The sequence below is a fragment of the Chryseobacterium formosense genome, assembly GCF_900116415.1.
In the GTDB taxonomy this organism is placed as follows: Bacteria; Bacteroidota; Bacteroidia; order Flavobacteriales; family Weeksellaceae; genus Chryseobacterium; species Chryseobacterium formosense.
This window is the reverse complement of sequence record NZ_FPAP01000002.1, coordinates 465,011-485,392: the sequence shown is the minus strand read 5'-3', so window position 1 is coordinate 485,392 and position 20,382 is coordinate 465,011. Positions and strand designations below refer to the sequence as shown.

General features: G+C 35.6%; 33 protein-coding genes. 3 read left to right on the top strand and 30 right to left on the bottom strand.

The genetic code is table 11. The features are described from left to right. Positions 1 to 73: 73 nt before the first annotated feature. From rplQ to rplC, 28 genes are all read right to left on the bottom strand, one after another. Positions 74 to 601, bottom strand: a complete 528-nt coding sequence (rplQ, locus tag BM371_RS08475) for a 50S ribosomal protein L17 (protein ID WP_034678040.1) — start codon at positions 599 to 601, stop codon at positions 74 to 76. Positions 602 to 607: 6 nt separating this feature from the next. Beyond that, positions 608 to 1,603, bottom strand: coding sequence for a DNA-directed RNA polymerase subunit alpha (locus BM371_RS08470; protein ID WP_034678039.1), 996 nt, complete (start codon positions 1,601 to 1,603; stop codon positions 608 to 610). 33 nt (positions 1,604 to 1,636) lie between these two features. Continuing rightward, positions 1,637 to 2,245 (bottom strand): 30S ribosomal protein S4, encoded by a 609-nt coding sequence (gene rpsD, locus BM371_RS08465; protein WP_034678038.1) that lies wholly within the window; start codon positions 2,243 to 2,245, stop codon positions 1,637 to 1,639. A gap of 19 nt (positions 2,246 to 2,264) precedes the next feature. Further along, the gene (gene rpsK / locus BM371_RS08460; RefSeq protein WP_034678037.1) at positions 2,265 to 2,654 is read right to left on the bottom strand and encodes a 30S ribosomal protein S11; all 390 of its coding nucleotides are present in this window, start codon (positions 2,652 to 2,654) and stop codon (positions 2,265 to 2,267) included. Positions 2,655 to 2,666: 12 nt separating this feature from the next. Continuing rightward, positions 2,667 to 3,044 (bottom strand): 30S ribosomal protein S13, encoded by a 378-nt coding sequence (gene rpsM / locus BM371_RS08455; protein ID WP_034678036.1) that lies wholly within the window; start codon positions 3,042 to 3,044, stop codon positions 2,667 to 2,669. Between the two features lie 9 nt (positions 3,045 to 3,053). After that, positions 3,054 to 3,170, bottom strand: coding sequence for a 50S ribosomal protein L36 (gene rpmJ / locus BM371_RS08450; RefSeq protein WP_007839480.1), 117 nt, complete (start codon positions 3,168 to 3,170; stop codon positions 3,054 to 3,056). A 114-nt stretch (positions 3,171 to 3,284) separates the two neighbouring features. Then, on the bottom strand, positions 3,285 to 3,500 hold the full coding sequence (gene infA, locus BM371_RS08445) for a translation initiation factor IF-1 (RefSeq protein ID WP_029297754.1): 216 nt from the start codon (positions 3,498 to 3,500) through the stop codon (positions 3,285 to 3,287). A gap of 3 nt (positions 3,501 to 3,503) precedes the next feature. Beyond that, positions 3,504 to 4,883: a preprotein translocase subunit SecY gene (gene secY / locus BM371_RS08440; protein ID WP_034678033.1), complete on the bottom strand. Its 1,380-nt coding sequence runs from the start codon at positions 4,881 to 4,883 to the stop codon at positions 3,504 to 3,506. A 9-nt stretch (positions 4,884 to 4,892) separates the two neighbouring features. Next, positions 4,893 to 5,342, bottom strand: coding sequence for a 50S ribosomal protein L15 (gene rplO, locus BM371_RS08435; protein WP_034678030.1), 450 nt, complete (start codon positions 5,340 to 5,342; stop codon positions 4,893 to 4,895). A gap of 19 nt (positions 5,343 to 5,361) precedes the next feature. Further along, a complete protein-coding gene (gene rpmD, locus BM371_RS08430; RefSeq protein ID WP_007839493.1) occupies positions 5,362 to 5,538 on the bottom strand; it encodes a 50S ribosomal protein L30 in 177 nt (58 codons plus the stop codon). 11 nt (positions 5,539 to 5,549) lie between these two features. Beyond that, positions 5,550 to 6,071, bottom strand: a complete 522-nt coding sequence (gene rpsE, locus BM371_RS08425) for a 30S ribosomal protein S5 (protein WP_034678028.1) — start codon at positions 6,069 to 6,071, stop codon at positions 5,550 to 5,552. A gap of 18 nt (positions 6,072 to 6,089) precedes the next feature. After that, a complete protein-coding gene (gene rplR / locus BM371_RS08420) occupies positions 6,090 to 6,443 on the bottom strand; it encodes a 50S ribosomal protein L18 (protein ID WP_034678027.1) in 354 nt (117 codons plus the stop codon). A gap of 14 nt (positions 6,444 to 6,457) precedes the next feature. Beyond that, the gene (gene rplF, locus BM371_RS08415; RefSeq protein WP_034678026.1) at positions 6,458 to 7,003 is read right to left on the bottom strand and encodes a 50S ribosomal protein L6; all 546 of its coding nucleotides are present in this window, start codon (positions 7,001 to 7,003) and stop codon (positions 6,458 to 6,460) included. Between the two features lie 17 nt (positions 7,004 to 7,020). Further along, positions 7,021 to 7,419, bottom strand: a complete 399-nt coding sequence (gene rpsH / locus BM371_RS08410) for a 30S ribosomal protein S8 (RefSeq protein WP_034678025.1) — start codon at positions 7,417 to 7,419, stop codon at positions 7,021 to 7,023. A gap of 148 nt (positions 7,420 to 7,567) precedes the next feature. Then, a complete protein-coding gene (gene rpsN / locus BM371_RS08405; protein ID WP_027387207.1) occupies positions 7,568 to 7,837 on the bottom strand; it encodes a 30S ribosomal protein S14 in 270 nt (89 codons plus the stop codon). A 3-nt stretch (positions 7,838 to 7,840) separates the two neighbouring features. Then, entirely contained in the window at positions 7,841 to 8,392 is a 552-nt protein-coding gene (gene rplE / locus BM371_RS08400) for a 50S ribosomal protein L5 (RefSeq protein ID WP_034678024.1), read from the bottom strand. Between the two features lie 13 nt (positions 8,393 to 8,405). Next, a complete protein-coding gene (rplX, locus tag BM371_RS08395) occupies positions 8,406 to 8,732 on the bottom strand; it encodes a 50S ribosomal protein L24 (RefSeq protein WP_034678023.1) in 327 nt (108 codons plus the stop codon). A 19-nt stretch (positions 8,733 to 8,751) separates the two neighbouring features. Further along, positions 8,752 to 9,120, bottom strand: a complete 369-nt coding sequence (rplN, locus tag BM371_RS08390; RefSeq protein ID WP_007839504.1) for a 50S ribosomal protein L14 — start codon at positions 9,118 to 9,120, stop codon at positions 8,752 to 8,754. Positions 9,121 to 9,122: 2 nt separating this feature from the next. Further along, positions 9,123 to 9,377 (bottom strand): 30S ribosomal protein S17, encoded by a 255-nt coding sequence (rpsQ, locus tag BM371_RS08385; protein ID WP_034678021.1) that lies wholly within the window; start codon positions 9,375 to 9,377, stop codon positions 9,123 to 9,125. A gap of 12 nt (positions 9,378 to 9,389) precedes the next feature. Then, complete coding sequence (gene rpmC, locus BM371_RS08380) at positions 9,390 to 9,575, bottom strand: 50S ribosomal protein L29 (protein WP_034678020.1); 186 nt, start codon at positions 9,573 to 9,575, stop codon at positions 9,390 to 9,392. A gap of 12 nt (positions 9,576 to 9,587) precedes the next feature. Continuing rightward, positions 9,588 to 10,013 (bottom strand): 50S ribosomal protein L16, encoded by a 426-nt coding sequence (gene rplP, locus BM371_RS08375; RefSeq protein WP_034678019.1) that lies wholly within the window; start codon positions 10,011 to 10,013, stop codon positions 9,588 to 9,590. Between the two features lie 96 nt (positions 10,014 to 10,109). Further along, positions 10,110 to 10,853, bottom strand: coding sequence for a 30S ribosomal protein S3 (gene rpsC, locus BM371_RS08370; protein WP_034678018.1), 744 nt, complete (start codon positions 10,851 to 10,853; stop codon positions 10,110 to 10,112). A 7-nt stretch (positions 10,854 to 10,860) separates the two neighbouring features. After that, positions 10,861 to 11,259 (bottom strand): 50S ribosomal protein L22, encoded by a 399-nt coding sequence (gene rplV / locus BM371_RS08365; protein ID WP_034678017.1) that lies wholly within the window; start codon positions 11,257 to 11,259, stop codon positions 10,861 to 10,863. 2 nt (positions 11,260 to 11,261) lie between these two features. After that, positions 11,262 to 11,540, bottom strand: coding sequence for a 30S ribosomal protein S19 (gene rpsS, locus BM371_RS08360; RefSeq protein ID WP_034678015.1), 279 nt, complete (start codon positions 11,538 to 11,540; stop codon positions 11,262 to 11,264). A gap of 2 nt (positions 11,541 to 11,542) precedes the next feature. Further along, entirely contained in the window at positions 11,543 to 12,364 is an 822-nt protein-coding gene (rplB, locus tag BM371_RS08355) for a 50S ribosomal protein L2 (RefSeq protein WP_034678013.1), read from the bottom strand. A gap of 22 nt (positions 12,365 to 12,386) precedes the next feature. Then, complete coding sequence (gene rplW / locus BM371_RS08350; RefSeq protein ID WP_034678011.1) at positions 12,387 to 12,677, bottom strand: 50S ribosomal protein L23; 291 nt, start codon at positions 12,675 to 12,677, stop codon at positions 12,387 to 12,389. A 3-nt stretch (positions 12,678 to 12,680) separates the two neighbouring features. Continuing rightward, positions 12,681 to 13,310 carry a 50S ribosomal protein L4 gene (rplD, locus tag BM371_RS08345; RefSeq protein WP_034678010.1) on the bottom strand — a complete coding sequence of 210 codons (630 nt, stop codon included), beginning with the start codon at positions 13,308 to 13,310 and terminating at the stop codon, positions 12,681 to 12,683. Beyond that, a complete protein-coding gene (gene rplC, locus BM371_RS08340; RefSeq protein WP_034678007.1) occupies positions 13,301 to 13,927 on the bottom strand; it encodes a 50S ribosomal protein L3 in 627 nt (208 codons plus the stop codon). Before rplC ends, rplD begins: the two co-directional genes overlap by 10 nt. A 243-nt stretch (positions 13,928 to 14,170) precedes the next feature. Between rplC and BM371_RS08335 the strand changes: the two genes are divergently transcribed. The 3 genes from BM371_RS08335 to BM371_RS08325 all read left to right on the top strand — a co-directional run bounded on the left by BM371_RS08335 (position 14,171) and on the right by BM371_RS08325 (position 18,373). Further along, positions 14,171 to 14,584: a hypothetical protein gene (locus BM371_RS08335; RefSeq protein ID WP_034678006.1), complete on the top strand. Its 414-nt coding sequence runs from the start codon at positions 14,171 to 14,173 to the stop codon at positions 14,582 to 14,584. Further along, the gene (locus BM371_RS08330; RefSeq protein ID WP_034678004.1) at positions 14,584 to 15,555 is read left to right on the top strand and encodes a hypothetical protein; all 972 of its coding nucleotides are present in this window, start codon (positions 14,584 to 14,586) and stop codon (positions 15,553 to 15,555) included. The genes BM371_RS08335 and BM371_RS08330 overlap by 1 nt, the downstream gene beginning before the upstream one ends. A 109-nt stretch (positions 15,556 to 15,664) precedes the next feature. Continuing rightward, on the top strand, positions 15,665 to 18,373 hold the full coding sequence (locus BM371_RS08325; RefSeq protein ID WP_034678003.1) for a hypothetical protein: 2,709 nt from the start codon (positions 15,665 to 15,667) through the stop codon (positions 18,371 to 18,373). A gap of 23 nt (positions 18,374 to 18,396) precedes the next feature. Here BM371_RS08325 and BM371_RS08320 read toward each other — a convergent pair whose 3' ends face one another. Together BM371_RS08320 and BM371_RS08315 are read right to left on the bottom strand one after the other, a co-directional pair. Continuing rightward, entirely contained in the window at positions 18,397 to 18,894 is a 498-nt protein-coding gene (locus BM371_RS08320) for a low affinity iron permease family protein (protein WP_034678001.1), read from the bottom strand. Between the two features lie 70 nt (positions 18,895 to 18,964). Next, entirely contained in the window at positions 18,965 to 20,200 is a 1,236-nt protein-coding gene (locus tag BM371_RS08315) for a hypothetical protein (protein WP_034677999.1), read from the bottom strand. Positions 20,201 to 20,382 lie beyond the last annotated feature (182 nt).

Below are 20,382 nucleotides of genomic sequence, written 5' to 3'. Positions count from 1 at the left end.
GATTCCCGAAAAGGATAGTAAAACAAAAAACCGCTCAGAAATCTGAACGGTTTTTTTTATATCTGTAAGAATATTATTCTCCAGCTTTTTCTTCTGTAGAATCAGTAGCTTCAGCTTTTGGCTCTTCTACTTTTTCTTCTACTACAGGAGCTTCAGCAACTACAGCTTCTTTTTTAGTAGCCGTTGTTGATCTTCTGCTTCTTCTTGTAGTCTTCTTCTCTTCAGCATTAGGATTGTAAAGCTCGTTGAAGTCTACCAACTCGATAAGAGCAGTATCTGCAGCATCACCAGGTCTGAAACCAGTCTTGATGATTCTTGTATAACCACCGTTTCTTTCAGCGATTTTCGGAGCTACAGTTCTGAATAATTCAGTAACCGCTTCTTTATTTTGAAGATATGCAAAAACAATTCTTCTGTTGTGTGTAGTATCTTCTTTTGCTTTTGTTAATAGAGGCTCAACATATACTCTCAAAGCTTTAGCTTTAGCAACAGTAGTGTTGATTCTTTTATGCTCAATTAGAGAACAAGCCATATTAGAAAGTAAAGCGCTTCTGTGAGAAGCCGTTCTTCCTAAGTGATTGAATTTTTTACCGTGTCTCATTATTATTTAATTATCAGCGTCTAATTTATATTTTGCAACGTCGAAACCGAAGTTAAGACCTTTTGAATGCACCAATTCTTCTAGTTCTGTCAAAGATTTTTTACCAAAATTTCTGAATTTCATCAAATCAGACTTACTGTAAGAAACAAGCTCACCAAGAGTTTCTACTTCAGCTGCTTTCAGACAGTTTAGGGCTCTTACAGAAAGATCCATATCTGCTAATTTAGACTTAAGTAATTGTCTTGTATGAAGAGTTTCTTCATCGTACTGGATAGATGCTTTCACGGCTTCAGTCTCCAAAGTGATTCTCTCATCAGAGAACAACATGAAGTGATAAATTAATATCTTCGAAGCTTCAGTTAAAGCATTCTGAGGGCTGATGGAACCATCAGTTTCTATATCTAATACAAGTTTTTCGTAGTCTGTTTTTTGCTCTACACGGTAATTTTCAATACTATACTGTACTTTTTTAATCGGCGTAAAGATAGAGTCGATAGCAATAGTTCCTACAGGAGCATTGTTTGACTTGTTTTGTTCAGACGGCACATACCCTCTTCCCTTTTCTATATTAAACGTAATTTCAAAAGTAACATCAGAGTTTTGGTTGCAGATTACCAACTCAGGATTCAAGATTTCAAATCCGTTGATAGACTGTCCCAAATCTCCTGCAGTAACCACAGTTTTACCTGAAACTTTAGCAACAACCTGCTCAGAAGCCTGGTTTTCTGTTGTAGCTTTTAGTCTTACCTGCTTAAGGTTAAGAATAATTTCGGTAACGTCTTCGATTACTCCAGGGATAGTTGAAAATTCGTGCTCTACACCTTCTATTTTGATAGATGAAATAGCGTATCCTTCCAGAGAAGAAAGCAACACTCTTCTCAAAGCATTACCGATTGTAAGCCCGAAACCTGGTTCTAAAGGACGAAATTCGAATTGACCTTTAAATTCATCAGAGTTAAGTAGAATTACTTTATCGGGTTTTATGAATTGTAAAATTGCCATATTATTGGGTTGAGCAAAAAATTGATTAAAAAATTATTTAGAGTAAAGTTCGACGATAAGCTGTTCCTTGATGTCTTCCGGGATTTGGATTCTTTCAGGAGCCGATACGAAAGTACCTTCTTTTTTCTCGTCGTTGAATTGTAACCACTCATAGTTTGCTTTTGATGCCAAAGCATCAGCAACAACGTCAAGAGACTTAGATTTTTCTCTTACAGCGATTACATCACCAGCTTTTACTAAATAAGATGGAATGTTAAGGATTTCTCCGTTCACAGTAATGTGTCTGTGAGAAGTCAATTGTCTTGCAGCAGATCGTGTTTTAGCAAAACCTAATCTGTAAACAACGTTATCCAATCTTGATTCGCAAAGTTGCAAAAGAACTTCACCGGTAACACCTTTACTTCTGTGTGCTTTGTCGAATAGATTAGCAAACTGTCTTTCTAAAATACCATAAGTATATTTAGCTTTTTGTTTTTCAGCTAACTGAACTGCATATTCTGATTTCTTAGCACCTCTTCTTTTGTTAGGACCATGTTGTCCTGGCGGTTGGTTTTTTCTTTTTTCGAAGTTTTTATCATCTCCGTAGATTGCAGCACCAAACTTTCTAGCAATCTTAGTTTTAGGTCCAATATATCTTGCCATAATGGGTAAATTCTAAAAATTAAACTCTTCTTCTTTTTGGTGGTCTACATCCATTGTGAGGCATAGGAGTCACATCAATGATTTCACTAACTTCAATTCCTGAATTGTGAATTGTTCTGATTGCAGATTCTCTACCTGCACCAGGACCTTTCACATACACCTTTACTCTTCTAAGACCAGCTTCGTGAGCAACAGTAGAGCAATTTTCAGCTGCCATTTGAGCAGCAAATGGAGTATTCTTTTTAGAACCTCTGAAACCCATTTTACCGGCAGAAGCCCAAGAGATAACCTCTCCGTTTTTATTTGTTAAAGAAATGATGATGTTATTGAAAGAAGCCTGAATATGTGCTTCACCAATAGCCTCAACTTTTACTTTTCTTTTTTTAACTACTTTTGTTTGTTTTGCCATAATTCCTAACGATTATTTACTAGCTTTTTTCTTGTTAGCAACTGTTTTTCTCTTTCCTTTACGGGTTCTAGAGTTGTTTTTCGTTCTCTGGCCTCTTAAAGGTAATCCAAGTCTGTGACGTATTCCTCGTTGGCATCCTATGTCCATCAATCTCTTGATGTTCAATTGCACTTCAGATCTAAGCTCTCCCTCAACTTTGATGTTTTCTGAGATATAAGTTCTGATTGCAGCCAATTCATCGTCATTCCATTCGTTGACTTTCTTGTCTTCGCTGATACCGGCAGCTTTAAGGATTTCAGAAGAAGTACTTCTTCCAACTCCGTAGATGTAAGTTAAACCGATAACGCCTCTTTTGTTTTTTGGTAAATCAATACCTGAAATTCTCGCCATAATTTAATTTTAGCCTTGTCTTTGTTTAAATTTTGGGTTTTTCTTGTTGATTACAAACAGAACGCCTTTTCTGCGAACGATTTTGCAATCAGCACTTCTTTTTTTAATTGATGCTCTAACTTTCATTTGAAAATATTTATTTTTTAATAAGAACAAATGGAATCTTTCGACTTCACCTGAAAATATTTATTTTTAACAATAGCCAAATGGAAACCATAAGAATCCATTTGGCATTTTGTTTTAATATCTAAATGTAATTCTCCCCTTCGAAAGATCGTAAGGAGACATTTCTAATTTTACCTTATCACCAGGTAAAAGTTTAATGTAATGCATACGCATTTTACCAGAGATATGAGCAATAAGCACATGCCCATTTTCTAGCTCTACACGGAACTGAGCGTTCGAAAGTGCTTCCGTTATAACGCCGTCTTGTTCAATATGTTTTTGTTTTGCCATAAATTAATATCCAGTCGATCTTGATAATTTAGACTGCATTAAGCCATCATAATGATGATTCAGCAGATAAGTATTGATCTGTTGAACAGTATCTAATACTACCCCAACCATAATCAGCAACGAAGTTCCCCCGAAAAATAAGGCGAACGCATCTGTCTGAACCAGACTTCCATGCACTATTGCTGGAAGGACTGCAAAGATAGATAAAAATATTGCACCTGGCAAGGTAATTTTTGATAAAATATCATCTAAATAATCAGCGGTCTCTTTACCTGGTCTTACTTTCGGTACCAAACCTCCGTTTCTCTTAAGATCATCGGCCATCTGGTTTACCGGAATTGTAATTGCGGTATAGAAAAATGAAAAGATAATAATCAATAAAGCAAACAATACATTGTATTGCCAGCTGAATACATTTTTGAAACCTGCAAGAAAAGTATTTGACTCGTCGAATTTAGTCAGCAAACCAGGTACGAACATCAATGCCTGAGCAAAGATAATCGGCATTACACCTGCTGCGTTTACTTTCAACGGGATCCACTGTCTTGCTCCCTGCATAAGATTTCTGTTTACACCTCCTCTAGCCTGAGCTCTGCTTACATACTGAATAGGGATTTTTCTTACCGCAACAGATAATACTACTGCTAAAAGAACCACCAACATCCAGAATATTACTTCAACAAGGATCATGATTGAACCCAATCCTCCTTTTCCGTTTTGTACTGCGATCTCCTGTACAAATGCTTCCGGTAATCTTGAAAGAATTCCTACCATAATTAAGATAGAAATACCGTTCCCGATACCTTTGTCGGTGATTTTCTCACCCAACCACATTGCAAATACAGATCCCGCCACCAAGATTACAATACTTGGTAACCAGAACATAATCGAATTAGGGTCTACAAAATATGCAGACTGGAACTGAGCATAAGGTAAGAACAACTGGGTAATAGAAGTTAAGTAAGAAGGCGCCTGTACAAGACAAACTCCGATCGTTAACCATCTAGTAATCTGATTCAGTGTATTTCTACCCGATTCTCCGTCTTTCTGAAGTTTCTGAAGATAAGGAATAGCCATCCCCATCAACTGAACAATAATAGAAGCAGAAATGTAAGGCATGATACCTAACGCCATTACGGAAGCGTGGCTGAAAGCTCCCCCCGTAAACGACGAAAGCAAGCCAAGGAGACCTGCTCCTTGCTTGTTACCGCCTTGATTTTTATAATGCTCTAAGAGATCTCCCACCTCTGCAAGGTTAATTGCAGGAAGAGAGATAAAAGATGCGAATCTATACACAAGGATAATACCTAAAGTGAAAAGAATTTTATCTCTAAGTTCTTTAAGGCTCCAAATATTTTTGAGGGTTTGTATAAATTCTTTCATTAGTAATTGTTATAAGGTAATTGCTTTTCCACCTGCTTTAGCGATAAGCTCTTCAGCAGATTTAGTGAATTTGTCAGCAGAAATTGAAACCGCAGATTTCAACTCACCTCTCCCCATAATTTTCACTAATTCGTTTTTAGTGATTAATCCGTTCTCGATCATAACTTCTCTTGTAATATCTCCTGTAATAGATTTATTTTCAATTAAAGTTTGAATCGTATCAAGATTAATACCTCTAAACTCTTTTCTGTTTACGTTTTTGAATCCGAATTTCGGTAATCTTCTCTGTAAAGGCATCTGACCTCCTTCAAAACCGATTTTCTGAGAATAACCAGCTCTTGCTTTCTGACCTTTGTGACCTTTTGTTGAAGTACCACCTTTTCCGCTACCTTGTCCTCTACCAATTCTTTTTGAATTGAAAGTAGATCCTGCAGCTGGCTTTATGTTGTTTAAATTCATTTTAAAATTATTTTAAAAATTATTTTTGAACTTCAAGTAAGTGACTAACTGCAGCTATCATTCCTAAGATAGAAGGAGTAGCTTCGTGTTCTACAACTTGGTGAAGTTTCTTAAATCCTAATGCTTCAAGCGTTCTCTTTTGGGTTTTTGTTCTACCAATAGCGCTTCTTACTTGCTTTACTTTGATTGTTGCCATTGTTTTAAATATTAACCGTTAAACACTTTAGTTAGAGAAACTCCTCTCATTCTTGCGATTTCTTCTGGTCTTCTGATGTCTAACAATGCTTTGAAAGTTGCCTTTACCACATTGTGAGGGTTTGAAGATCCTTTAGATTTTGAAAGGATATCGTGAATACCAGCAGATTCTAGTACTGCTCTTACCGCACCACCTGCGATAAGCCCTGTACCGTGAGAAGCAGGTCTCAAGAAGATATCTGCACCACCGTATCTAGCAGTAGTCTGGTGAGGAATCGTATGGTTCATTACAGGAACTTTTACTAAGTTTTTCTTAGCATCTTCTACAGCCTTAGCGATAGCAGAAGCAACTTCCTTAGATTTTCCTAAACCAAAACCGATAGTTCCAGCTTCGTCTCCTACAACAACAATTGCAGAAAATCCGAAAGCTCTACCTCCTTTAGTTACTTTTGTTACTCTATTAACAGCTACGAGACGATCTTTAAGTTCTAATCCTCCCGGTTTTACTCTTTCTATATTATCTAGTCCTAACATATTTCCGAAATTTAATGATTAGAATTTAAGTCCTCCTTCTCTCGCACCGTCAGCTAGAGCTTTTACTCTACCGTGGTATACGAATCCGTTTCTATCAAATACAATATTTTCAATTCCTGCAGCAATAGCTTTAGCAGCGATTGCTTTACCTACAGCAGCAGAAACTTCACTTTTTGTTCCGTTAGCATCTACCCCCTTCTCTCTTGAAGAAGCTGATACTAAAGTTTTACCGTCTTTATCGTTGATTAACTGAGCGTAAATTTCCTTATTACTCTTATATACAGATAATCTTGGCAATTCAGAAGATCCAGAGATTTTTCCTCTTACTCTTCTTTTTATTCTGATTCTTTTTTCTAATTTACTTAGTGCCATTTTCTTAATTTTTATTAAGCAGATTTACCAGCTTTACGTCTAACAATTTCTCCTACGAATCTTACCCCTTTTCCTTTGTATGGTTCAGGTTTTCTGAAAGATCTGATCTTTGCAGCTACCATTCCTAGAAGTTGGTTATCGTGAGACGTCAAAGTAATAATTGGGTTTTTACCTTTTTCAGTCAATGTATCAACTTTCACTTCGTTTGGAAGTTCTAGAACGATACCGTGAGAGAATCCTAAAGCTAACTCAAGTTTTTGACCTGCGTGTGAAGCTCTGTATCCTACTCCTACTAATTCTAGTTTCTTTTCGAAACCTGTATTAACACCAACAATCATGTTGTTGATCAACGCTCTGTATAAACCGTGAAGCGCTCTGTGTTGTTTAGCATCAGATGGTCTGTTAACGTTAAGCTGACCGTCGTTTTGCTCAATTGTGATTCCTTCTGTAAGCTCCTGAGAAAGTTCTCCTTTAGGACCTTTTACTGTTACAACCCCTTCTTTTTCAGTGATTGTAATACCAGCAGGAATCGTTATAATTGCTTTACCAATTCTTGACATTTTCCTTTGATTAAAAATTAATAAACATAGCAGATTACTTCACCGCCAACTTTCTCTTCTCTAGCTTTCTTGTCAGTCATTACTCCTTTAGAAGTAGAGATGATAGAAATACCCAAACCGTTTAGTACTCTTGGAAGTTCTCCTGAACCTTTGTACTGTCTCAAACCTGGTCTAGAAGCTCTTTGGATAGACTTGATAGCTGGTTTGTTGGTTTGCTTGTCGTACTTTAAAGCGATTTTGATGTTTCCTTGAACAGCGTTGTCTTCAAACTTGTAGTTTAAGATATACCCTTGATCAAATAAAATCTTTGTAATCTCCTTTTTGATTTTCGATGCAGGAATTTCCACCACTTTGTGGCCTGCGCTTTGTGCGTTCCTTACTCTAGTTAGGAAATCTGAAATTGGATCTGTTACCATTTTTCTATTTAAATTATTGGTTAAAGAACAACCAGTTTTGAAAAGACTTGAAGATTAAAATATCAGACTTCAGAAAACTTCGGTCTGATATTTTTATTCTTTAGTATCTCGACAACTTAATTGTTCCGATTTTTTAATTAGTAATTAATTACCAACTAGCTTTTTTAACTCCCGGGATAAGACCGTTGTTTGCCATTTCTCTGAAAGTTACTCTGGAAATACCAAACGTTCTCATATATCCTCTTGGTCTACCTGTCAACTTACATCTGTTGTGTAATCTTACAGGAGAAGCATTTTTAGGTAATTTTTGAAGTCCTTCGTAATCACCTGCTTCTTTAAGAGCTTTTCTTTTGTCAGCGTATTTAGCAACTAGTGCTTCTCTTTTGCGCTCACGCGCTTTCATTGATTCTTTAGCCATTTCTTAGTTCTTTTTAAATGGTAAACCGAAGTGAGTTAATAATGCTTTAGCTTCTTTGTCTGTTTTCGCAGTAGTAACGAAAGTAATGTCCATCCCTTGGATTTTCTTTACTTTGTCGATTACGATTTCAGGGAAGATAATCTGCTCAGTAATACCTAAGTTATAATTACCTCTACCATCGAAACCTTCAGCTTTAATACCAGAGAAATCTCTAATACGTGGCAAAGCAGAAGAAGTAAGTCTGTCTAAGAATTCGTACATTTTGTTTGCTCTAAGAGTTACCTTAGCACCTACAGGCATACCTTTTCTTAATTTGAAAGCAGCTTCATCTTTCTTAGAGATAGTACCAACAGCCTTTTGACCAGTGATATTTGTAAGTTCTTCTACAGCATAATCGATGATTTTTTTATCAGCAGTAGCGTCTCCTAAACCTTGAGATAAGATAATTTTCTCAAGTCTTGGTACCTGCATTACTGATTTGTATCCGAATTCTTCCATCATTGCTGGAACAATCGTTTCTTTATATGCTTTTTTGGGTCTTGCTATATATTCCATGTGTTATTTAAAATTATAAAGTTTCACCCGTTTTTTTGTTGATTCTTACTTTCTTATCTCCTTCGATTTTGTAACCTACTTTGATAGCTTTACCGTCTTTACCAACTAAAGCTACGTTTGAGATATGAATAGAAGCTTCCTTCTCAGTGATTCCTCCTTGAGGGTTAGAAGCTGAAGGCTTAACGTGTTTTTTAACGATGTTAAGTCCTGCAACGATAACTCTAGGGTCTCTTCCTTCTTTTTTGATCACTTCAATAACTTCACCTGTACCACCTTTAAGACCTTTCTTACCTGTAGTTACGATGACGTTATCTCCTCTTTTTATTTTTAACTTTGACATTTTTTTAAAATTTTAAATATTAAAGTACTTCAGGAGCTAATGAAATGATTTTCATATATTCTTTGTCTCTCAACTCACGAGCAACCGGTCCGAAAACACGTGTTCCTCTCATTTCTCCTGCTGCGTTTAGCAATACACAAGCATTGTCTTCGAATTTGATGTATGAACCATCTTTTCTTCTTACTGCTTTTTTAGTTCTTACTACTACAGCTTTAGATACCTGACCTTTTTTAGCGTTTCCTGATGGTGTAGAATCTTTGATCGTAACAACGATTTTATCACCAACTGAAGCATATCTTCTTCTGGTTCCTCCCAGAACTCTGATAACCAATACTTCTTTAGCACCTGTGTTATCAGCAACTTTTAATCTTGATTCTGTTTGTAACATTATTACTTAGCTTTTTCAATGATTCTTACTAATCTCCATCTCTTGCTCTTGCTCAAAGGTCTAGTTTCAGAAATAAGAACTGTATCTCCTTCGTTGCATTCGTTGTTTTCGTCGTGTGCAGTATATTTTTTCGTTTTCAAAACGAATTTACCGTACATCGGGTGTTTTACTCTTGTAGTCTCGCTAACAACAATAGTTTTTTCCATTTTATTACTGGAAACCACTCCGATTCTTTCTTTTCTTAAATTTCTATCCATTGTAAAATGAAATTATTGTTTGTTAGTTAACTCAGTGTTTAATCTTGCGATTGTCTTTCTCAAATCTCTGATTTGGATTGGATTTTCAAGTGGACTGATTTTGTGAGCTAATTTCATTTTCGTGAATTCAGCTTTAGCTTCAGCCAATTTAGCTTGAACATCTTCAAGGCTTAGATTTTTAATTTCAGCTTGTTTCATTATATTCAGAGATTAAAGAGGTTTAACAAAATCGTTCGCAACTATAAATTTGGTAACTACCGGTAATTTTTGTGCAGCAAGTCTTAAAGCTTCCTTCGCGATATCGTAAGGTACACCTCCGATTTCGAACATAATTTTACCTGGTTTTACTACAGCTACCCAATATTCCACAGCACCTTTACCTTTACCCATACGTACTTCCGCTGGTTTTTTGGTAATTGGCTTATCCGGGAAGATTTTGATCCATAGTTGACCTTCTCTCTTCATATATCTTGTCGCAGCGATACGAGCTGCTTCAATTTGTCTTGCCGTGATCCAAGCTCCTTCTGTAGCTTTGATTCCGAAAGTACCATAAGCAAGTTGATTACCTCTTTGAGCAATCCCCTTCATTTTCATCTTATGAACTCTACGGAATTTGGTTCTTTTTGGTTGTAACATAAATTTCTAAATTTTAGATTTTAGATTTTAGATTTTAGATTTTTCTATTTTAAAAAAGTAACGGTAATTTAAAATTCAAAATTTCTATCTAAAATTTTAGTTATTGTTGTTATTATTTCTTCTTGGTTTTCTATCACCACCTCTGTCATTTCTCTCTCCTCTACCTCCAGCTGGTGTTTTTTTCTGTTGTCCTACTAATGGAGAAAGTTCTCTTTTACCGTAAACTTCACCTTTCATAATCCAAACTTTTACCCCTAACTTTCCGTATTGAGTAAGAGCTTCACCGATATGGTAATCGATATCTGCTCTGAAAGTAGACAATGGAATTCTTCCGTCTTTGAAAGACTCAGATCTTGCCATTTCAGCTCCGTTCAATCTACCAGAGATTTGAACTTTGATACCTTCAGCACCCATTCTCATTGTAGAAGCGATTGCCATCTTCACAGCTCTTCTGTAAGAGATTCTGTTTTCGATTTGCTTTGCAATGCTGTCTGCAACCAATACTGCATCAAGCTCAGGTCTTTTGATTTCGAAGATGTTGATCTGAATATCCTTTTTAGTCAATTTTTTCAACTCTTCTTTCAATTTATCAACTTCCTGACCTCCTTTACCGATGATTAATCCCGGTCTAGCAGTAGTAATTGTAACTGTCACTAATTTTAGTGTTCTTTCAATATAGATTTTTGAAATTCCACCTTTAGATAATCTTGCTTCAAGGTATCTTCTGATTTTGTAGTCTTCCGCGATTCTGTCTCCATAATCGTTTCCGCCAAACCAGTTAGAATCCCATCCTCTGATGATACCTAATCTGTTACCAATTGGATTTGTCTTCTGTCCCATACCTTGATTATTTTTCTTTTGTACCTAAGATTAGTGTAATGTGGTTTGATCTTTTTCTGATTCTGTACCCTCTACCTTGTGGAGCTGGTCTTAGTCTCTTCAATTGTCTTGCACTGTCTACAAAAATTTCTTTTACGATAAGGTTTGCTTCTTCAATATCAGCACCTTCGTTTTTAGTTTGCCAGTTTGCCATTGCAGAAAGTAAAACTTTCTCCAATTTGTTTGACGCATCTTTTTTAGAATATTTTAGAATGCTTAAAGCTTTTTCTACTTCTACTCCTCTGATGATATCAGCTACTAATCTCATTTTTCTTGGAGAAGACGGGCAATCATTGTGTAACGCTTTCGCTACATCCTGATTTGTTAATTTACGTGCTAATGCACTTTCTCTTTTTCTTGATCCCATGATTATCTGCTTCCTTTGTTTTTGTTACCACCATGACCTCTGAAAGATCTTGTTGGAGAAAATTCGCCTAACTTGTGACCAACCATGTTTTCTGTAACGTAAACCGGGATAAAAGATTTCCCGTTGTGTACAGCGATAGTTTGTCCTACGAAGTCCGGAGAAATCATTGATGCTCTAGACCAAGTTTTGATAACAGTTTTCTTATTAGCCTCTATATTTGCCTGAACCTTCTTATCTAAAGTATGATGAATGAACGGTCCTTTCTTAAGTGATCTTGCCATAATTATTTTCTTTTAGATACGATGTAACGGTTAGACACTTTGTTTTTCTTTCTAGTTTTGTAACCTTTAGACGGCATACCGTTTCTAGATCTTGGGTGACCTCCAGAAGAACGTCCTTCACCACCTCCCATTGGGTGATCTACAGGGTTCATTACTACCGCTCTTGTTCTTGGTCTTCTACCTAACCATCTGCTTCTACCAGCCTTACCTGACACAGTTAATTGGTGATCAGAGTTAGAAACTGAACCGATCATTGCCATACATTCAGTAAGGATCATTCTAGATTCTCCTGAAGGCAATTTGATGATAGCATATTTCCCGTCTCTTGAAGTAAGTTGAGCTGAAGAACCAGCACTTCTTGCTAAAATTGCACCTTGACCAGGCTTCATTTCAACACAAGAAATTACAGTACCCAATGGAATGTTTTTCAATTTCATTGCGTTACCTACATTTGGCTCTACGCTTTCTCCTGAAACTACTTTCTGATCTACTTTGATACCGTTTGGAGCGATGATATATCTCTTCTCTCCGTCTGCGTACTCTAATAAAGCGATAAATGCAGTTCTGTTTGGATCGTATTCTACAGATTTTACAGTTGCTTCAACGTTTGCTTTGTTTCTTTTGAAGTCAATAATTCTGTATTTCTTTTTGTGTCCACCGCCGGTGTAACGCATGGTCATTTTACCAGTTTGGTTACGTCCACCTGACTTTTTAATACCAACGGTTAGAGATTTCTCTGGTTTGTTGGTAGTAATTTCCTCAAAATTGTTTACAATTCTGAATCTCTGTCCCGGGGTGATAGGTTTTAATTTTCTAACAGACATTACTATTATTTATAATTAATAATTAATTTACAGCAAAAATATCGATAACCTCACCTTCAACAAGCTTGATTACCGCTTTTTTCAATTTGTTTGTCTTTCCTACTTGAAGACCTTTTTTAGTGTATTTCGAAGAAACCTTCGGAGCATAAATCATTGTGTTAACGTCTGCTACTTTTACACCATAAGCTGCTTCAACAGCTTTTTTAATCTGGATTTTATTCGCCTTAGTATCTACCAAGAAAGAATAAGAACCTCTTAAATCTGTAAGGTAATTAGCCTTTTCTGAGATAACTGGTTTAATGATAATAGACATGATTTATTTCTTTAAATTTTCCTGGAATTTTTCTACTGCACCTTCGAAGAACACAACTTCACCTGCATTTACAATATCGTAAGAACTTACTTCGTTGAAGTTCATTACTTTAGTTTTAGGTAAGTTTCTTGAAGATAAATACACATTCTTGTTAGCTTCAGGAAGAATAAACAAAGATTTTTTACCGTTCAATGCCAAAGCATCCAATAATGTAATGAAATCTTTAGTTTTAGGAGCGTTTAAGCTCATATCTTCTAAAACTCTAATGCTGTTATCTCTCATTTTCTGAGAAAGAACAGATTTTTTAGCTAATCTCTTAAGAGCTTTGTTCAATTTGAATCTGTAGTCTCTTGGCTTAGGTCCGAATACTCTACCTCCACCTCTGAAAGTTGGAGATTTAATATCACCATATCTAGCAGATCCAGATCCTTTTTGCTTCTTAAGTTTTTTAGTAGAAGCAGTAATTTCGCTTCTTTCTTTTGATTTATGAGTTCCTTGTCTCTGTGCTGCAAGGTACTGCTTCACTTCTAAGTAAACCGCGTGCTGATTTGGCTCAATTCCGAATACTGTTTCGTCTAGAGTTACTTTTCTTCCGGTCTCTTTTCCTGATGTATTTAATACTACTAGTTCCATTTTCTGATAATTACATAAGAATTTTTAGCTCCCGGAACAGCACCTTTTACTACTAAAAGATTTTGTTCTTGATCCACTTTTAATACTTGAAGGTTTTGTACAGTTACCTGCTTACCTCCCATTCTTCCAGCCATTCTCATCCCTTTGAATACTCTTGAAGGGTCAGATCCAGCACCGATAGAACCTGGAGCTCTAAGTCTGTTGTGCTGACCATGAGTTGCCTGCATTACACCTCCAAATCCGTGTCTTTTAACAACACCCTGGAAGCCTTTACCTTTTGAAGTTCCTGTTACGTCAACATATTCCCCTTCAGAGAACAAATCAACTTTTACTTCTTCTCCTACTTTTACTTCGTCTACGAATTCTCTGTAGAATTCTACCAACTTAGCTTTAGGAGCTGAACCAGCCTTTTTGAAATGACCAGCTAACGCTTTACCAACGTTCTTCTCACTCTTGTCATCGAAACCTAATTGAACTGACTTATAACCGTCTTTTTCAATGGTTCTGACCTGTAAAACCGAGCACGGACCAGCTTGAATAACTGTACAAGGAATATTCTTTCCTTCTTCGTTAAACAAAGATGTCATACCGATTTTTTTACCAATAATACCTGACATTATTTATATAATATGTTATAAAATTTTCTTGGGTTCACTGTCATTTTTCGGGCACTCAAGTAATTACTAAGTTTGAATTTAGGCATACTCCTCCCCTAAAATGAGTGTGCAAATTTATGAATAAAATTTAATTTGACAAATATTTCATGTAAAATATTTTGATTTTTAATCATTTAGCAGATTTGCATCATTTTTGAAATGAATTTCTTCTGAATAATTTTTTAATTTTGAGAAAAAAGATCTATGAAAGCTATTTTCACCATCATCATGTTCTGCTTCAGTGCAGCATTATTTTCACAGACCCAAATTCCTTTTACAGGAAAGAGAGATTTTAATATCGAAGACGGAGCAAGTGGTTCCGGAACACCGGCTTATTATCTTGATGTAAAGAAAAACGGAAACGTGCATTTCGGTTTTCTGCAGATTAATCAGGCAGACGGAAAAGAAACAAAAGAAGAAATTAATGCCGGGAAATACAATCCAAACGTAATGAAGGTACATTTCAAAACCTATAACGAAACCTTCTACGTTAAATTTAACAAAGAAAAAATCTATCTTACCGACGAAAAAGGAAATATAAAAAAGTCTGATGATTGTTGTCCCGTTTCCGAAATGGCAGAAATCAATTGCTCATGTGAAAGTATTCTTTACAAATAATGAAAGCCATATCTTACCTTTTAGTTTTTCTATTTATTATTTCGTGCACCAAACAAGAAAAACATCCCTACACATTTTATTACTGGAAGACGAATCTCAAATTTAACAATATAGAGAAAGATGTTCTAACCAAAGCCAATGTTCCTTTTTTGTACACAAGATTTTTTGATGTTGATAAAGTAGACGGAAAATTTGAACCCGTTGCCGTCATTATCAAAGACAAAAGTTTTGACACAGAAAAAGAAATTGTTCCTACCGTTTTCATAACCAACCGAAGTTTTATTAATATACATAAAGAAGAAATATCGTTTCTGGCAAAAAAAGTAAATGATTTAATCAAAAAGAAAATTGCAGATTACCATCTTAAAGTTAATCAGGAAATACAAATTGATTGCGACTGGACGGCAGGAACAAGAGACGACTATTTTGAATTTTTAAAACAGTTGAAAAAAATTTCCGGCAAACAAATTAGCTGCACTTTGCGACTTCATCAGGTAAAAGACAAAAACCTCACAGGAATTCCGCCCGTTGAAAAAGTATATCTGATGTGCTACTCCACTTCTTCGCCTTTGGAAAATTCAGATAAAAATTCAATTTTAGACTTGAATATTCTGAAATCTTATTTATCAAAACTGGAAGGCTATCCGATTAAAAAGATTGAAGTTGCACTTCCGATTTATTCATGGGGAATTGTGACTAATCATTTAGGAAAACATAAACTAATCAATGCACTTTCTACAAAAGACTTAAATAACCGTGATTTCAAAAAGATTTCCGACAATGAGGTTGAAATTTTGAAAGACGGATTTTATTTTGGGAATTTCCTCAATAAAGGTTTCAAAATTAAAGTTGAAGAAATATCTGAGGAACAGCTTGAAAATGCCATTCAGTTTTTAGATAAAAAAATCGACACTTATAACATTATATATTATCAATTAGATAGTAAATTTGTGGAAGGACGGATTTTCTGATGGAAGTTGGAAGACAGATGCTGGAAGTTCCAGATTCGAATAAAAAACCTGTGCAAATTCTGTGAAACCTGTGGGAATTAAAATTTAAAAACAAAACACCTAAATCAATATGAAAAAGTATATTTTAAGCATTGCTGTCGCTTCGCTTTTCTTTACGAAAACTGAAGCTTGCGCCTGGTCCGATCCCGACCATGATTATTTCAATCTTTTCACGCAAAGCATCATCAAAGACAAGTCTTATCTTCCTTTTTTACATAATTATTCATCAAGATTTTATACCGATTTTAAGTCTTCACAAATTCCTGATGAAAATATTGAATCATGGAGAAAATTTTTCGGCAATCAGATGAGCTATGCTGAAACCGACTATCTTGTGAACAAAATCAGCCTGAATGATCTGAATGCTTTAAAAAAAGGAAACCCTAATAATCAGCTTTTAAAAAAAATAGGAACTGGCTTTTATGCTAAATACAGAGAAGCGGTAGATTATTTAATTGAAGCTAAATATCTCGAGCCTTACATGAGAATCAATTTTGTGGAAGGTGCAGATTCTTTTTATTATCGGGAAAATGAAAATGATAAAAATGCGACGCAATTAGATTACAACAAAACCATTTCCGCATTAACTTCGTTATACAATGCAGCGAAAAATCCTGAAATCAAGCAACGTTACGGTTATCAGTTGGTGAGATTTAATCATTATACCAGAAATTATGATGCGGCAGTTCAGGCTTTCAAAACCTATGTTCAGCCGATCAAATTAAAGGGTGCACCTTATTATATGGCGCTTGACCAGTTAGCCGGAGCTCAGAGAGGACTTCAATTGGGAAATGAGGCCAACTGGAATTTCTTTCAGGTTTTTATGAACTCAAAAAGCCGTAAAGAATCTTCTTTTGTTTCGATGAAACTTTCGGATTCTGCTTCTTTTAACAACATTATGAAAAGAGCAGGAACGAATGAAGAGAAAAATATGGCATATTTTCTTTTGGGGTATGAAGATTTTACCAATCCGATTCCGATGATGGAAAAAATGTATGAAGTCGACCCGAATTCTGAAATTCTGAAAGTGATGGCTGCAAGAAGCATTAATGAGCTGGAAAGAAATTATCTTCCGACTTATTATTATGCTTCAAAAGATTCTAACAAGACTTCGGATAAAAAAGACAGCAATTCTACCGCTCAGAAAACTGAAGTTAAGAAAAAAGAACTGAGTTTCTGGCAGAAAATCGTTCTCTTCTTTAAAAATCTTTTTGGTGGAAAAAAATCTGACAAGGCGAACAGTAAAGCCGATCAAAGTAATGACGAGCTGTTTGAAAATCCGGACAGAATTCCGACGTTTGTTAAAAACAATTCTTATTACTGGTCTGAAGATCAAAATCAGAAAGATTTTATCGATGACCTCGAAAAATTCACAGCTAAAACTAAAGAGAAGTCTAAAGATGAATATTGGCAGATTGCCGATGCCTATTTAAAGTTCCTTAAAAAAGATTATGAAGAAAGCAGTGATATTTTAGCAGACATCAAAACCAACAATCCGGAATATCTTGAAGAAATCAAGCGCATGAAGGTTCTGAATGACATTGTTTCCCAACCTAAGATCGACGCAGAGTATGAAGATCATCTGATGAAAGATTATGCTGAATATTTTATTGAAAAAGAACCTGTAAAAAAAGACAGCACGGAAATTACCGAATACGATTATTATGGTGAAGCTCCATCGACTGCCGAATTTCTGAAAGATGTTTTGGCAAACCGTTATTTTCTGCAGGGTGAAGACGGAAAATCTTTCCTGATGAATAATAAACTTTCCGACTTAAAATACAATCCGAATTCAAGCTTGGTAAAAAGTGTTGAAGAGTTTTACAGAAAACCAGATAAGACCCAGTTTGAGCAGCAAATTATTGCTAAAAATCTTGATAATGTAGGAAATATTGATGCATTCTTTGCCGACATTTATGGTGACCGAGCGATGAGAATGGCAGATTTTAATAAAGCTAAAGCTTATTATCAAAAGGCATTAAAATTTTCAGGAATTCCTAGAGAGAACTATGAAAGATACAATCCTGAAACCGGAAATTACGAAAAGCTGGTTTATGACGGAAGTAATTATGATGGCTACAACAATATCCCGAATCTTGTTTTTGGTCATAATGTTTGGGAGAGTTTCCAAAGTCCTGATGAACAAAGTATGAAAGCTGATGATTATTCTGCCTTCCCTTTTATCAAACCCAAAATGAATAAACTTGAATTAGCCGATGCTTTGATTCAGCTTAAAAAAATTGGAACCGGAAAAGATGCAAAAGCCGCTAAAGCAAATCAGCTTATCGGAAATGTAATGTACAACACCTCAATTCTCGGATATTACAGACAGCTTTTTGTAATGGATGTCGATAACAGCAATGGAGGTAAATATGATTTTTGGGCAACGGAAAGACAAAATCCGTATCAGTATTATTATAAAAATTTCACCTACACGACTTTCATTGAACCGGATAATTTTGATTTGGCCATCAATTATTATAAAAAAGCATTTGACCTGGCTGCCGACAGAGAACAGAAAGCGAGAATACTTTTCCAGATGGCGAGTGCAGAACAAGGGAAATATTATCAGTATGAAGCCAAGCATCAAGCCAATATCGATTATGCCGATCCGAAATGGTCTGAGAAAAACGACGCTCACGAAAAACAAATGGGCGACCTGAAAAATCAGAAATACCGAACGTATTTTACCCAACTGAAATCTCAGTTTTCAAATACCGAAACGGCGAGGGAGCTTTTGGGAAGCTGTACTTATTTCGATTATTTTATGAAGAAATAGTTTTTAAATAAAAAAAGGAATCATTACGATTCCTTTTTTTGTTCCTGTTTCAGAAGCCATTCCTCATGTTTCTTTTTGAAAAAGTCATGCTTATAATCCTGGTTTCTTTTCGCGGCATCAATGGAATGTGAAGCGTGAATATCTTCATCATCTTCTGCAAAATCTGCCAGTTTTTCGTAATAACAATGTAACTGATCGAGCTCTTTTTCTGTAAGATCTTCTATATCTACGATACGGTTGCTTGCTTTTTCGTTGGCTGCAATCAGTTCATTGAGTTTAATCTGAATGGCCTTAGAATCTTTATTCTGGGATTTCTGTATCAGGAAAACCATGAGAAAAGTAATGATCGTCGTTCCTGTATTGATAACCAGTTGCCAGGTTTCAGAATAATTAAAAACCGGACCGGTAACGGCCCAAATCACTACTATAGCAGTTGCACTGATGAATGCATAAGAGCTTCCTGTAAATTTGGTTGCCCAATTGGAAAATCTTTCGAAAATGCTTTTATCTGACTTACTCATTTATCTTAATTTATTCAAATGTAGATAAAAAAACTCTGCCAAAATTGACAGAGTTTTTATTAAATTTTGATTAGTTGGAGTAATACCCATTACCATTTATCTCCGTAGTGCTTGAGGTAACATACCAGTTGAAACCATCTGAAATATATGTTCTGCTTCCCTTTTGTAAAGTATAGGAGGCTTCTCCCAAATATTCACCTGTTTCAGTGATATGGTAAATATTTGCACCACCTGTTACATTAAGAGTTACAGGAGCTAAGGAACTGGTAACAATAATTGTATAGATCCTTCCTTTAGCCAGATTAGGATTTGGCAATGAAAAGACAGGATTGGTAGTTACAAAACCATCTCCCATTACAATGGTATTCTGGCTAACTCCAAAACCGCTTGTAGGAAGTGTTGTATCAACATCTATTGCTACCGCTAAAGAAGATGTAGTCAGTTGGGTGGATGTGGAATTAGGATCAACTAATGGTGTTAAACTCAATCTTCCTCTATGCCACATCCCTGCATTAATATCAGTGGACTGAATAGAATATCTCGATGTCTGTGTTCCGGCTGTCAAAGATCCTATATAAAGACCTGTAGTACTTGTTATACTTCCGGAGTTCACAATATTACTCATATCTATCCCTCTATAGTTTGTAATTGAAGCTCCCAAAGCATTTGAATTTCTAACAAGCAATCCTGTCGCTGAGCCTGCCGTTCCCGTATCATTGGAAAATCCTATAATACCTCCTGTAAGCGTTCCTATATTGGCAGAAGATCTGCCTATTGCATTGATTGCGGATAAGATCCCGTTACTTGCATTTTTGTTTTCTGATACTGCATTAATAGCATTGGTATTGGAATAGCTATTTAAAGCTGGAGATTGTGATACAGCATTTACTGTAAGCACATTATTATTTTTGGCAGTACCTGTATATGAAAAGGTACTCTGAAATAAACTCTGAATATTATTTGCATTAGTAGTAGCCGACTGTAGAGTCTGATCTGAAATAAAACCGGTAACATCATAATTCTGGCCCCCTATACTCTTGGCTGATGTTGTAGGAGTATTATTTAATTTAAAATGTACCGGCACGGAAGGAGACGCATCCGCTATTCCAATATTCCCATTATTCAATACAGTAAATGTTTCTGCTCCTGATGTATTATTAATTTCTAAAGATTTTGTATCCGAAGCAGTTGTGAGTATATCCAGAGTTGCTGAGGGCGAAGTCGTATTAATCCCAACCTGCGCGAAAGCTATTATTGGTAATGAGGTAAGTACACACGTACTTAGTGATAATATTTTTTTTTTCATCTATTAATTTTTTTGTTAATTATATTTATGTTTTTAGATTAATTCTTTACAAATAAGTCTCATTAATAATTTGATTAAAAGCCTCTAAGGGGAATAGGCTTTGTTAACAATTATATTATTACGGCTATTTGAAGAATTAGTTTTGCGAAAATAAAATTTAATTTCCATCTATACAAATTTTA